We start from the raw sequence: 13989 nt of genomic DNA, 5'->3' as shown, positions 1-13989 counted from the left end.
AGGCCACGGCGATGTACCGGTCCCGGGTCCGCGGCTGCCTCCTCGGCGGCGCGGTCGGCGACGCCCTCGGCTACCCGATCGAGTTCACCTCCCTCGACGGCATCCGCGCGGCCCACGGACCGCGCGGGGTGACGGGCCCCACGCCCGGCGGACCCGGCGCCGTGCACCTGATCAGCGACGACACCCAGATGACCCTGTTCACCGTCGAGGCCCTCATCGCGGCCCACGCGCGCGAACGCGAGAAGGGCATCGGCGGCGCCTGGCCCACGCTCCTGCGCGAGGCCTACGAACGGTGGCTGGAGACCCAGTCCCAGTCCCAGTCCCCTTCCCCCTCACTGTCTCCTTCCCTATCCCCTTCCTCGTCCGCACCGGCCGACCGCGCCGCGACCGGCCTGCTCGCCGAGCCCTGGCTGCACGCCCGCCGCGCCCCCGGCAACGCCTGCCTGTCCGGGATCGCCCAGGGGTACGCGCCCGACCCGTGGATCCCCCTCGACGGCAGCCCCGGCCCCGTCAACCCCGACTCCAAGGGCTGCGGCACGGTGATGCGCTCCGCCCCCTTCGGCCTGCTCAACACCCCGGACGGCGCCTTCGCCATGGCGGCCCGCGGCGCCCTGATCACCCACGGCCACCCCACCGGCTCCTACGCGGCGGGTGCCCTCGCCGCGATCGTCGCGCACCTCGTCGCGGGGGAGTCCCTGGAGGGCGCGGTCCTGCGCGCGCTACGACTTCTGCGGCGCCACCCCGGCCACCAGGAGACGTCGGACGCCCTGCGCGCGGCCCTCGACCTGGCCGCGGAGGGCGTGCCCACCGCCGAGAAGGTCGAGTCCCTCGGCGCGGGCTGGGTCGCCGAGGAGGCCCTCGCGATCGGCGTCTACAGCGCGCTCGCGGCGAGCGACGTCAGGGCCGCACTCCTCCTCGCCGTCAACCACTCCGGCGACAGCGACTCCACCGGCTCCCTCTGCGGCAACCTCCTCGGCACCCGATACGGCGACCACGGCCTCCCGCACGCCTGGGTGCGGGCGGTCGAGGGCCGCGCCACGATCGCCGCCCTCGCCGACGACCTCGCCGCGGAGTGCGTACCGGGCTGACCTCCGGGCACTCTTCCCACCAGGGCGGCGAGCCCGCCCGGGCCGGGCCGCCTGTGTCACGCTGAACCGAGGACCGCCCAGCAGCCCGACCTGGAGAAGGAGCGTGGCCATGCCCGTCGCACCGCTGTCGCAGCAGGAGATCGATGACCGCCTCGCGGACCTCCCGGGCTGGACCGCCGACACCGACCGCCTCACCCGCACCTTCCGCCTGGCCTCCCACTTCGCCGCCACCGCGATGGTCGTCCACATCGCCCAGGTCCAGGAGGAACTGGACCACCACTCCGACCTGACCCTCGGCTACAACACCGTCTCCCTCACGGTGAACACCCACAGCGTGGGCGGCGCGATCACCGAGCTGGACTTCCGGCTCGCCCGCAGAGTCACGGACCTGGCCCCGGGACACGGCGCGAGCTGATCGACCGGGCCGGAGCGGAACCCCGCCGGGCCGCGGACGCGCGCCCGGCCACGACAGCGAAGGGCGGGAAGGAGCGGCGTGCTCGACTACGACAAGGAAGCCGACGCCTACGACGAGACCCGCGGCGGTGAGCCCCGCGCCGCCGCGGCCGCGGACGCCGTGCTCGGCCTGGTCCCGCGGGACGCCCGGCACCTCCTCGACGTGGCCTGCGGCACCGGCATCGTCACCCGCCGCCTGGCCGCGGCCCGCCCCGGCCTGCGGGTGACGGGCCTCGACACCGCCCCCGCCATGACCCGCACGGCGGCGGCACGGCTGCCCGGCGCGATCCTCCTCGCGGACAGCCGCCGACTCCCCTTCCCGCACGGGGTGTTCGACGCGGTGACGACCGTATGGCTGTTGCACCTGGCGGAGGGCCCGGCGGACGTCGCGGCGATCATCGCGGAGTGCGCGCGGGTGCTCCGCCCCGGCGGCGTCTACGTCACCACGGTCGACAAGGCCGCCGCCCACGACGTCGGCAGCGACATCGACGATCTCCTCGCCGCCCGCCCCCGCCGCCCGGCCCAGGACCGCCCCGACCACGTCCGCACCTTCGCCGCCGACCACGGCCTCCGCCTCGCCGGCACCGCCCGCTTCCGGGGGCACGGCCAGGGCCGCAGCCCCCGCAGCACCGTCGCGGACCTGCGCCGCGGCTGGTTCACGATGCTGCCGCCCGGCGAACCCCTCACCGAAGGCTTCGCCGCCCGGCTGGAGTCGCTCCCGGACCAGGAACGGCCGCGCCCCGACCCGGAGTTCACGGTGCTGGCCTTCAGGAAGCGGGCGGCCGGGTGAAGTCCATCGTCCAGTTGGTCACCCAGCTCGCCCCGCCGTCCACCGAGAACGCCTGCTCCCACCGCGCGCCGCTCACGGAGACCCCCGACCACACGAACCGCACCCGCACGTCCTCGCCGTCGTACGTGTCGTCGCCGTGGAACTCGCCCCGCCCGCCCGCGAACTGCCCGGTCACCGGTGGGAACAGCCGTCCGGTGCCGCTCGACGACCAGTTCAGCGACCACTTCCGGGTCTCCCGGTCGAAGAGCCGCAGGGTCAGGCCCTTCGAGCCCAGGTAGGGCATGTCGATCTCGTCGACGTTCGCGGCACCGTCGAAGAACGGCAGGCAACGGCTCGTGCCCTCGAACTCCGCCCAGCCGCCGGTGGGCCGGAGGAAGTCGGTGAGCCGGCGGTGGGCGACCGTCCAGTCGCCGTGCAGGAAGTCGAAGTCGTGCGGGCCGCTCATGACCGGCCCCCCGTGGTTCCGGCCGGCAGCGAGTCGGCCAAGTAGGCGTCCAGGTCGGGGACTTCGGGCGCCAGCAAGTGCCGTACCCAGGCGTCCCGTTCGTGCTGGATCGGTGGCAGCTCCCAGACGCAGCCGATCCAGGGCAGGTCCGGCCGGACGAAGTGGGTGGGGTCGCGGTCGGGGCAGCCGAGCACCGGCTGCCCCGCCGACGCGCCCCGGAAGTGCAGGACGTTGTCCCACACCCAGCTGTACGCGTTCAGATAGGCGCCGTCGTCCCCGCCCCGGTGCAGCACGACGAACGTGGCCGGCGGGGTGCCGTCCCCCGTCGGCCCGTCGCCGGGGCGCGGTCGCGGCAGCAGCTCGGGCAGGATCGCGTACGCCGCCTCCTGCACCTCGGGTGCGATCCCGGCCGGGTCGGCGGTGACGTGGTAGCGCTTGATGTGCCGGCCGGCCACCTCGATCGGCGGGAGCACGGTCAGCAGTTTCTCCGTGAAGGGCATGGCGGGACGCTAGGACCACTTCACTGACATCCTGTGGCAGTGAAGTCCAGCCGACTCGTCTCGATCCTCCTGCTGCTCCAGACCCGGGGCCGGATGACCGCCGCCCAGCTCGCCGAGGCCCTGGAGGTCTCCGTCCGCACGGTCTACCGGGACGTCGAGGCACTGAGCGCGGCGGGCGTCCCGCTCTACGGCGACGCCGGGCACGCCGGTGGCTACCGCCTGCTCGACGGCTACCGCACCCGCCTGACCGGCCTCACCACGGACGAGGCCGAGGCCCTGTTCCTCGCGGGCGCGCCGGGCCCGGCCGCCGAGCTGGGCCTCGGCCCGGTGCTCGCCGCCGCCCAGCTGAAGGTGCGCGCGGCCCTGCCCGCCGCACTGCGCGAGCACGCCGACCGGGTCAGTGGCCGGTTCCATCTGGACGCGCCGGGGTGGTACGCGGATGCCGACGAGACACCGTTCCTGCATACGGTCGCCGACGCCGTATGGAACAACCGTGTGCTGTATGCCATGTACCGGCGCTGGCGCGAACCGACCGACGTGCGGCGCCGACTGGAGCCGTACGGGCTCGTGCTCAAGGCGGGCCGCTGGTACGTCGTCGCCGGGCCCGGCCCGCGCACCTTCCGGGTCGACCAGATCCTCGAACTCACCGCCGCCGACCCGGAGGAGGAGTTCAGCCGCCCGGAGGGCTTCGACCTGGCCGCGTACTGGACCGCACACCAACAGGACTTCCACGACCGGCTGTACCGGGGCGAGTCCGTGGTCCGGCTCGCGCCCGGGGCGACCCTCGCCCGGGCGGTGCCCGTCAACGGCCGTACGGAGTCGGACGGTTGGACGCTGATGTCGGTGCCGATCGAGTCCGTCGAGCACGCGCACGGCGAGTTCCTGCGGCTGGGCGCGGACATCGAGGTCCTCGCACCGCCCGAACTGCGCGACCGGATCGCCCGCACGGTGGCCCGACTGGCCGAAAGGTACGGCAACGCGCTCACCGACAGCGGCGACTGAGGGGACGCAACCCGTCCGTCCTCCCAGGAGGTACGCCACGTGAGCCACCCGCACCCGCATCCTCGCCCGCATCCGCTCCACGCCTCGCGCGGACGAAGGCCCGCGGTCTCCGCCCTGACCACCGTCGCGGCCCTGATCGCCGCCGGACTCACCACCCTCACCACCGGCACACCGGCGGAGGCCGCCACCGCCCGCCAGGTCGAAGCCCTCGACCGGGGCGTCGTCAGCGTCCACACCGACAGCGGCAACCTGGTCAGCTGGCGCTGGCTCGGAACCGACCCCGACACCGTCTCCTTCAACGTCTACCGCGCCGGTACGAAGGTCAACTCGGCCCCGATCACCGGCTCCACGAACTACTTCCACGCCGGCGCCCCCGCCCAGGCCGACTACACGGTCCGCGCGATCGTCGGCGGTGCGGAACAGGCCGACTCGGTCCACGCGATCCAGTTCCGCACCGGCTACCTGGACGTCCCGATCAGCCCACCCGCCGGCGGCACGACCCCCGACGGCGTCGCGTACACCTACGAGGCCAACGACGCCTCCGTGGGCGACCTCGACGGCGACGGCCGCCTCGACCTCGTCCTCAAGTGGCAGCCCACGAACGCCAAGGACAACTCCCAGTCCGGCTACACCGGCGACACGATCCTCGACGGCATCACCCTCGACGGCACCCGCCTGTGGCGCATCGACCTGGGCCGCAACATCCGCTCCGGCGCGCACTACACCCAGTTCCAGGTGTACGACTACGACGGCGACGGCAGGGCCGAGGTCGCCATGAAGACGGCCGACGGCACCGTCGACGGCGCGGGCACGGTCATCGGCAACGTGGCTGCCGACTACCGCAGTTCGAGCGGCTACGTGCTGTCCGGCCCCGAGTACCTGACCATGTTCAACGGCCTGACCGGCAGGGCGATGGGCACCGTCGACTACGTCCCGGCCCGCGGCACGGTCTCCTCCTGGGGCGACTCGTACGGCAACCGCGTCGACCGATTCCTCGCCGGTACCGCCTACGTGGACGGTTCCCGCCCCTCCTTGATCATGGCGCGCGGCTACTACACCCGCACGGTGATCGCCGCCTGGGACTGGCGCAACGGCGCCTTCACCCGCCGCTGGACCTTCGACACCAACTCCTCGACCAACACCGGCAAGGGCTACGACGCCCAGGGAAACCACCAGCTGGCGATCGCGGACGTGGACGGGGACGGCAGGGACGAGATCGTCTACGGCTCGATGGCCGTCGACGACAACGGCTCCGGCCTGTGGACCACGAAGAACGGCCACGGCGACGCCATGCACGTCGGCGACCTGGACCCGTCGCGCCCGGGCCTGGAGGAGTTCAAGGTCGACGAGGACTCCTCGAAACCGTCCTCCTGGATGGCCGACGCGAAGACCGGCGCCATCATCTGGTCCACACCGGCCAACGGCGACAACGGCCGCGGTGTCTCCGGCGACATCTGGGCGGGCAGCGCGGGCGCCGAGTCCTGGTCGGCGGCGGAGAGCGGAGTCCGCAGTCCCCAGGGCACGGTGGTGGCCACCCGCAAGCCCTCCAGCACCAACTTCCTGTCCTGGTGGGACGCCGACCCGGTACGCGAACTCCTCGACGCCACCCACATCGACAAGTACGGCACCACCGCCGACACCCGCCTCCTGACCGCCTCCGGCGTCCACGCGAACAACGGCACCAAGGCGACCCCGGCCCTGTCCGGCGACATCCTCGGCGACTGGCGCGAGGAGGCCGTCTGGCCCACCACGGACAACACGGCCCTGCGGATCTACTCGACCCCCTACGAGACGACCACCCGGATCACCACCCTGCTCCACGACACCCAGTACCGCACGGCCCTGGCCTGGCAGAACACGGCCTACAACCAGCCGCCTCACCCGAGCTTCCACATCGGCGACGGGATGGGAACGGCACCCCGGCCGACGGTGTACACGCCGTGAGCCAGGCGGCTGCGCGCGCCGAGGTGCGCGCAGCCGCCCTCCCGGCTCAGGCCACCGCGCAGCTCTGGTCGCCCACCTTGAACGCGGTCGGCTTCGTGTTCGCCCCCGACCAGCTTCCGGTGAACCCGAAGCCCGCCGACGACCCGGCCGCGACCGTGCCGTTCCAGCTCACGTTCCGCGCCGTGACCGTCGCGCCCGACTGGGCGTAGTCGGCGTTCCACAGCTGGCCGATCCGCTGGCCGTCCGCGAAGGACCAGCCAAGTGACCAGCCGTTCCAGGCGGTTGAGCCGGTATTGGTCACCTGCACGTCCGCCTGGAAGCCGTCCGTCCACTGGTTCGTGATCCGATACGTCACCGTGCAGGCGCCCGTGGGCACGGGCGTGCCGCCGTCGCCGCCACCGCTCCCGCCGCCTCCGTCACCGGCGTCGGAGGAATCGCCGTAGACGACTCCGCGGCCGTTCGTCGAGACGTACACCCGGCCGTAGATCCTCGGGTCGCCGGTGATCGCCGCGCCCGTCCAACCCCACTGGTGCGCGCCGTCGTTGATCCGCGTCCAGGTCGCGCCCTTGTCGGTCGAGCGGAAGATGCCGCGGACGCCACCGATCTTCGCGCTCGTGTAGAGCGTCTGGTACGAGGCGCCGGCCGCGGCCTTCCCGAAGCCGATGGTGTCGGCCTGGTCGACGTTCGTGAGCCTGGTGAAGGTGGCGCCGGAGTCCGTGGAGTGCCACAGCCCGTACGCCCCGTCGCTCGCCCCGCCCGCCAGCCACACGTCGCCCTTCGTACCGGGCAGCGCCTTGAAGCGCACGCTGTCACCGGCGGGCAGGCCCGCTGCCGCCGACCCGGTGAAGGTCGCGCCGCCGTCCGAACTGACGTAGAACCTGCCCGACTTGAAGCCGTAGAACGTCTTCGCGTCGGCCCGGTCCGACTCGACGATCGCACCCGCCGGGATACCGCTCGACGCCGACCAGGACGAGCCGAAGCCCGTCGTGTACTGCACACCGGCACCCGCCGGACTCCACACGAACCGGCTGCCGTCCGACGCCGCCGCCACGGTCCCGCCGCCGCTCACACCCGAAGGGTCCGTCCCCGCGAACCAGTTGGCGCCGTTGTCCGTCGAGAACGCGATGTGCGCGCCCGAGTCCGCGTTGCCCACCCGCACCACGGTGCCCGGAGCGGTCTCCGCGAAGTCGAGGCTCGTGGTCGTCGTGAAGGTCGGCGAAGTGAACATCATCGAGGGGACCTTGGTCAGGTCCGTGTGCCGGAACCCGCCGATGTCGCCCAGGGCGCTGAGGAGTTGGGCCCCGCCGGACGGGGGAGCGGCGAGGTCGTTGACGGACGTCTCCTCCAGCCCCTGCACCATCGGCTTCACGGTGAACTGGCCACCGCTGTCCCAGTTCGTCAGGTTCTCCGTGCCGTAGAGCGTCGCTCCCGTCCCGTACATCATCCGGTTCGAGTCGAACGGGTCGATCTCCAGCGACTCCGTCATCCAGCCCAGTTTCGGGGCCTGTTCGGGCGGCGCCGGGTTCGCGCCGAAGGTCAGCCAGGGCGAGGACGACACATCCATGGTGTAGCGGTCGGCACGGTTGGGATACGACGTGTAGTCCCAGGCCTTCGTCCAGGTGCCGCCGCTGTCCGTGGAGCGGAAGATCTGCGTGTCGGGCCACCACGAGCTGGACGCCGTCGCCATCACGGTGCCGGGGTGCTGCCGGTCCACGGTCAGCCCGCTGAAGCCGTAGTAGGTGTCGGCCTCCGCGACCGGACTGATGTCCGTCCACGTGCCGGTCGCGGTCGCGTACCGCCACAGCCGTCCCTTGCCGCCGTCGTACGGCCCGCCCTTGTCGCTGTATGCGATGTACAGATAACCGTTGACCGCGTCCAGTACGCCCTTGTGCGCCAGATAACCCGTCGGCTGCCCGGCCACCCGGCTCCAGGTCGCGCCCGCGTCCGTCGACCGGTACACGGCGTTGGCCTGGTCGGCGACGCCCACGTAGATCGTTCTGGTCGCAGTGCCCGCGGTGCCCGTCGACTCGTCGAAGGTGACCCACACGATGCCCTGGTTGTCGCTGGCGTACCCGGTCGTGTCGGTCGGATCCTGCACGTAGGTGCCGACGTCGGGGAAGTTCGTCACCTGCGACCAGGTGACCCCGGAGTCCGTGGACCGCCACAGCCCCTTTCCGCTCGGCGCGCCCAGATACAGCACGCTGTCCTTGTTGGGGTCGACGGCCAGCCGTTCCCCCATACCGCGCCCCGGCATGTTCCCGCCGAGCTTGAACGGCAGGTCGGTCTTCTGCCAGCTCCCGCCCCGGTCGGCCGATCTGAGCACCGCCCCGTTCGTCGGATCCCAACTGTTCGTGTACGTCCCGACAGCCGCGTACACCTTGTCCGGATCGACCGGGTCCGACGCCAGGCTCACCACCCCGGTGTGCCCCCACTCGTCCCAGCCGACCGAGTCCAGCAACGGCGTCCACGTCTTCGTCGACTGCTGCCAGCGGTAGGCGCCGCCGATGTCGGTCCGGGCGTAGGCCAGGTTCTTCTCCTTCCGGTTGAAGACGATGCCGGGCACGAACCCGCCTCCGTCGATCCGGGCGTTGTGCCAGGTGTACGTGTCGGCCGCGACGGTCACCTTCGGCGCGGTCGGGTGCGGGTTCGCGTTCGCGTTCGCGGCCAGGGCGGACGGGCCGCCCGTCAACAGCCCGGCCGCTAGGGCGAGTACGGCCGTGAGAATGCGGGTCCTTCGCACGAGAGGTCCTCTCGTCAGGAGGGGTTCAGGACACGAGGGCCGGGCGACCCCCAGTGCGGGTGGGGGCCGCCCGGCCGGTGGCCCCGTCGTCAGGTGACGGGGCGACGTACACGGAACCTTCGGGACGCTCCGGGAGACGGTCGGTCCGGCGCCCTGTTTCCAGGGGCGCGGCGAACTGCGCGACCAGCCACGGCGGACCCGCATTCGCACAACGGTCCGGCCCGCGGAGCGCCCGGCGGGGGACTATTCGAGAAGTTCCGCGTACGAACCCATGGCCAGGGCGACATCCGCCTGAGCCCAGAACCGGTGATACGTGAAGACGGGCGCGGCGCCACCCGCCAGATAGCTCTGGATCTTCGACCAGGCCGGGTCGTTCTTGTAGAAGGACCGCAACGAGGCGAACGTGGAAGCGGAGTTGACCGCGTCGCCGTTCGGCATCGTCCCGCTGAACCCGCTCGGCACGTACACACTGTCGTCGAACCGGTTGTAGTCCGCGCGGGTCTCCGGAACGGCGACGCCCAGGCTGTCCTGGTAGTTGCCCCACATCCCGTCGAGCAGCGCCTTCGCGGTTGTTCTCGCGGCCGTCTTCCCGGACTTCGCGCCGTAGTACGTCAGCGTCTTGGCGTACGCGGCGGCCACCCCCACGTCATTGGTGTAGTCGGCCACGGTGACGTGAAGTCCCGTATTGGCACCGGGACTTGAGGCGTTCCACGTGTCCGGCTGCCCCGACCACTGCAACGTCGAGGGAATCAGATACGTGCCGTCCGGATTGACCGTGGTCTTGGACAGCGCCCAGGCCACCCACTTGTCGAGGACCGCCTTCGCGCTCGCGTTCCCCGTCTGCTGGTAGTACTCGGCGACCCGCTCCATCGACCACGCCTGGAACCCGAACCACTGGTTGGACGGCGGGTCGTGATAGACGGGCTGCTGGTCGTAGTACATGCCGTAGAAGGTCGACGTCCCGGCCGGCGGACTCGCGTACCGCCCCTGCCAACTGTTCGTCGCCCCACCGGCGATGGCACCCTCGCTCGACTGCAGCCAGCGGTAGAACTCCAGCTGCCGCGACAGCGAGGTGCTCCAATCCGCAGCGCCTGTGGCGGACTTGGGCTTCAGGTCCGCGTACGAGCTCAACGCGTAGGCGGCCAGCGGGTTCTGATAGCCGCCGTGCACATGGCTGGACCCGATGCGCCAGGCCCAGCCCGCGCTGGTGTCGTTGGCGCCGCCCCACGCGTAGTACCAGGACAGCAGATAGTCCGAGGCGTCCTTGCCGGTCCCGGCCGGGCAGGTCGAGGGTCCGACGCAGTTGCCGATCTTCTTGAAGTACTTGTCGTACATGGAGTACCGGAGATAGTCGCCCATCTTCGCCGCCTTGCCGACGGTCGCGGAGACGTCGGAGCCCTTGCCCTGCTCCTTGGCCCACACGTCGGCCCAGTACGCGGCCTGCACGGCCCGCGCGTCGGCGTCCGGAGCGTCGGTGTACTTCCACTGCTTGGCGTACGACGAGTCACCCGTGAAGAGGTCCAGGTACCCGTTCTTGCCGCCGTACTTGAAGGCGTCGCAGGTCGGCTGGGGCACCGTCTCCCACACGGATTCCTGCGGTCCGCGCTGGAAGGTGTTGATGTACGACGGCCCGCTCGCCGTCGGCCCGGCCTCGCACCCGCCGCCCGGCGTGTCGCCGTAGCCGTAGGTGTTGTCGACATCCTCCAGCCAGTGCATACCGTAGACGTCGTCCGTACCGTATGCGGTCTTCAGTTCACCGGCGATCGGATCCGATCCCACCGGCACCGAGGTGTCGAGCTTCGCCGGATACTCGTTCGGGGTGTCCAGCTCGGGCGCGTACGTCGCCGGCTTCGACGCGTTGTAGAACGAGTTGGTCGGCTGGTCGGCGTGGGTCGGGATCATGTACTTCTCCATGAGAGCCCAGGCGCCGTTGAACTTCGACCAGTCGCCCGTCACCTTGCCGTACATCGCCTGCAGCCACAGCAGATAGCTGTACGCCTCCGACGTGGTCTCGTGCCCCTGGTCCGGCGCCTCGACGATCAGAGTCTCCACCGAGTGGTAGGGGATGCCCTGCGGCGAGAAGTAGCCGTTCGCCGGGTTGGTGATCTTGCCGTACAGATCCAGGAAGCGGGCGTCGTACGCGTTCGCCGCCGCCAGCTCCGTCACCGTGACCGTCGCCTTGGTGAACCCCGTCGCCGTCGACTCGAAGGACGCCGAACCGGTGCCCGAGGCGTCGGCCGTGAGGGTCACCGTCTGCGCGGTGTTCCAGTTCGACGGCGTGAAGGTGAGCGACGCGCCGCCGGTGACCGACAGCCCCGTGTTGCCGCTCGCGCGCGCCGTCGTCACCGTCACGTTCGACGCCGGCTGCGAGGACAGCGACACCGCGTAGGTGCCCGACTTGCCTTGCTGGACGCCGAGTTGGGCCGGTGAGGCGACCACCGCGGGCCCCGACGTGACCGTGATGCCGACCGGAGTCGACTCCCCGGACGCGCCCAGGCTGTCGTACGCCTTCGCCACCAACGAATGACTGCCCACGGTCAAACCGGAGGCCGAAAAAGAGTACGGCGAGGTCGTGTCCGTGCCGAGCAGCGTGGTGTCGTCGTAGAACTCCACCTTGCTGATCGTCGCGTTGTCGGCCGCCGCCGCGGTCGCCGCGAGCGGGACCGCGGCCCCCTGTGTGTAGATCGCGCCCGCGCTCGGGCTGGTCAGCACGGTGATCGGCGGCTGGTGCGCGCCGGCGCAGGTGGTGCCGTTGACCGCGAACGAGGTGGGCGCGGTGTTGGTGCCGCTGTAGCTGAACTGCGCGCCGGTCGAGACGGCGGCGCCCGCGGCGATGGTCCCGTTGTACGACGCGTTCGTCACCGAGACCGTGGAGCCGGACTGGGACCAGGTGCCGTTCCAGCCGTTGCTGAGCTTCTGGTTGCCCGAGTAACCGTAGGTCAGGGTCCAGCCGTTGATCGCGTCCGTGCCGCGGTTGGTGAGGGTCAGATCCGCGGTGAAGCCGGAGCCCCAGTCGTTGGTCCTGTAGTCCACGCTGCACTGGACCGTCGCCGCCCGGGCGGGCGTCGTACCGGTCGCGAGCAGCGACAGCGGAAGGGCGAGAGCCGCCGCGACGGCGGTCCAGAGCCTCCGCTCCCGACGCGGGCCGGAGCGTCCCGGAGGTGATCCGGACAGGGGTGCGCGGCGTCTCCTTCTGGGGTGCATGTGCTGGTTCCTCCTTGCGGCTCGGAGAAGTGGGGGCGGAGCAGCAACAAGCCTTGAACCAGTGGGAGCGCTCCCATAGTGCGGACGGGGGTGTGAGCGGTCAAGGTGCTTACGGAGTCGAAAAGATTCGACAGCCGCGAGTTGGGGGAAAGTCAGCGAAAGTCTGTGACTCCCCTGTCCTTTGCCGTCACTTGGCGCTACCTTCCTGGACACCAGTGGGAGCGATTCCGTCAGTCGACGCGTCCGTGTGACGCGCCCGAGCTGCAAGGAGTCGCTCATGCGACACCCCCCGCGTTCAGTACTTTTAGCCGTGGCCGGCGCGACCGCCCTTGTCGGGGCCATGGTCGTTCCGGTGGTCACGGCGTCCGGTGCCACACCCGCGTGCACGGTGGAGTACTCGGTCACCGGCCAGTGGGACACCGGCTTCCAAGGCGCAGTGCGCATCACCAACAACAGGGCGCCGGTGAGCAGTTGGAGCCTCGGCTTCGACTTCGCCGGCGGCCAGAAGATCACCCAGGGCTGGAACGCCAAGTGGTCCCAGTCCGGCACGACGGTCACGGCGACCAACGAGAGCTGGAACGGTGCCCTCGGTACCGGCGCGAGCGTCAGCGCCGGGTTCCTCGCCGACTGGGCCGGGAGCAACGCCGTACCGTCCGCGTTCAGGCTCAACGGCACCACCTGCAACGTCGACGCGGAGCCGACACCCCCCACGTCGCCGCCTCCGACCTCACCGCCGGCCGACGGCACCGCGCCCGCCCTGCACGTCTCCGGGAACAAGCTGGTGGACGCCGACGGCACCAACCGCCGTCTGCTCGGCGTCAATCGCTCCGGCGGCGAGTTCATGTGCGTCCAGGGCTACGGCATCTGGGACGGTCCGGTGGACGACGCGGCCGTCGCGGCGATCGCCGACTGGAAGGCGAACACGGTCCGCATTCCGCTCAACGAGGAGTGCTGGCTGGGCCTTTCGAACATCAAGCCCGAGTACGGGGGCGCCAACTACATCGCCGCCGTCAAGGACCTGGTGGCGAAGGTCGAGGCGCACGGCATGACCCCGATCGTCGAACTGCACTGGACCTACGGCCAGTACACCGGCAACTCGGCGGGCTGCTCCGACGTGCACGCCACCTGCCAGAAGCCGATGCCGGACGCGCAGTACACGCCGTCGTTCTGGTCCTCGGTCGCCAGCACCTTCAAGGGTGATCGGGCCGTCGCGTTCGACCTGTTCAACGAGCCCTACCCGGACCGCGCGACCTCCACGACCACCCAGGCGTGGCAGTGCTGGCGCGACGGCGGCACCTGCCCCGGCATCGGGTACGAGGTCGCCGGTATGCAGGATCTCGTCGACGCCGTACGGTCCACCGGCGCCACCAACGTGATCATGGCCGGCGGGCTCGCGTACTCGAACGACCTGAGCCAGTGGCTGGCCTACAAACCCACCGACCCGACCGGCAATCTCGTCGCCGCGTACCACGTGTACAACTTCAACACCTGCGCGACCGAGAGCTGCTGGAACACCACGCTCGCCCCCGTCGCGGCCCAAGTGCCGCTGGTGGCAGGGGAGATCGGCGAGAACACCTGCTCGCACGCCTTCGTCGACCAGGTCATGAAGTGGTTCGACGACCGCGGGCTCTCGTATCTCGGCTGGACCTGGAACACCTGGGACTGTTCCTCGGGTCCGTCACTGATCTCCGACTACGACGGTACGCCGACGGCGTACGGCATCGGGCTGCGCGACCATCTGCGCGCCCTCGACGGATAGGCGCCCCCTCCGCACAGCACCCACGGAACAGCGCACCCCGAACACCGCAGTACCGCACGCACCT

At 70.9% G+C, this 13989-nt stretch carries 10 protein-coding genes; 6 read left to right on the top strand and 4 right to left on the bottom strand.

The features are described 5' to 3' along the window. Positions 1–11 precede the first annotated feature (11 nt). From ACIPTO_RS02200 to ACIPTO_RS02190, 3 genes are all read left to right on the top strand, one after another. Positions 12–1088: an ADP-ribosylglycohydrolase family protein gene (locus ACIPTO_RS02200; protein ID WP_401189673.1), complete on the top strand. Its 1077-nt coding sequence runs from the start codon at positions 12–14 to the stop codon at positions 1086–1088. 109 nt (positions 1089–1197) lie between these two features. Next, a complete protein-coding gene (locus ACIPTO_RS02195) occupies positions 1198–1503 on the top strand; it encodes a 4a-hydroxytetrahydrobiopterin dehydratase (protein WP_366311528.1) in 306 nt (101 codons plus the stop codon). 78 nt (positions 1504–1581) lie between these two features. Next, positions 1582–2331 carry a class I SAM-dependent methyltransferase gene (locus tag ACIPTO_RS02190; RefSeq protein WP_401188710.1) on the top strand — a complete coding sequence of 250 codons (750 nt, stop codon included), beginning with the start codon at positions 1582–1584 and terminating at the stop codon, positions 2329–2331. Here ACIPTO_RS02190 and ACIPTO_RS02185 read toward each other — a convergent pair. Continuing rightward, entirely contained in the window at positions 2309–2776 is a 468-nt protein-coding gene (locus ACIPTO_RS02185) for a hypothetical protein (protein WP_401188707.1), read from the bottom strand. The two genes, ACIPTO_RS02190 and ACIPTO_RS02185, sit on opposite strands and share 23 nt — an antisense overlap. Beyond that, the gene (locus tag ACIPTO_RS02180; RefSeq protein ID WP_366311522.1) at positions 2773–3276 is read right to left on the bottom strand and encodes a hypothetical protein; all 504 of its coding nucleotides are present in this window, start codon (positions 3274–3276) and stop codon (positions 2773–2775) included. Before ACIPTO_RS02180 ends, ACIPTO_RS02185 begins: the two co-directional genes overlap by 4 nt. Before the next feature lie 39 nt (positions 3277–3315). On the opposite strand from ACIPTO_RS02180, the gene ACIPTO_RS02175 reads away from it, so the two are divergent. After that, positions 3316–4278: a helix-turn-helix transcriptional regulator gene (locus ACIPTO_RS02175; protein WP_401188704.1), complete on the top strand. Its 963-nt coding sequence runs from the start codon at positions 3316–3318 to the stop codon at positions 4276–4278. Positions 4279–4317: 39 nt separating this feature from the next. Continuing rightward, positions 4318–6222: a rhamnogalacturonan lyase gene (locus ACIPTO_RS02170; RefSeq protein ID WP_401188701.1), complete on the top strand. Its 1905-nt coding sequence runs from the start codon at positions 4318–4320 to the stop codon at positions 6220–6222. A gap of 46 nt (positions 6223–6268) precedes the next feature. On the opposite strand, the gene ACIPTO_RS02165 is transcribed toward ACIPTO_RS02170, so the two are convergent. Next, positions 6269–8962, bottom strand: a complete 2694-nt coding sequence (locus ACIPTO_RS02165) for a cellulose binding domain-containing protein (protein WP_401188698.1) — start codon at positions 8960–8962, stop codon at positions 6269–6271. Between the two features lie 243 nt (positions 8963–9205). Then, positions 9206–12166 carry a glycoside hydrolase family 48 protein gene (locus ACIPTO_RS02160; RefSeq protein ID WP_401188696.1) on the bottom strand — a complete coding sequence of 987 codons (2961 nt, stop codon included), beginning with the start codon at positions 12164–12166 and terminating at the stop codon, positions 9206–9208. 277 nt (positions 12167–12443) lie between these two features. On the opposite strand from ACIPTO_RS02160, the gene ACIPTO_RS02155 reads away from it, so the two are divergent. Then, complete coding sequence (locus ACIPTO_RS02155) at positions 12444–13925, top strand: cellulase family glycosylhydrolase (protein ID WP_401188693.1); 1482 nt, start codon at positions 12444–12446, stop codon at positions 13923–13925. The last annotated feature ends 64 nt before the right edge of the window (positions 13926–13989 follow it).

Source organism: Streptomyces sp. NPDC090083 (assembly GCF_044747445.1).
Lineage (GTDB): Bacteria > Actinomycetota > Actinomycetes > Streptomycetales > Streptomycetaceae > Streptomyces.
The sequence above is the reverse complement of the archived record's forward strand: the minus strand, read 5'-3'. Positions and strand labels throughout refer to the sequence as shown.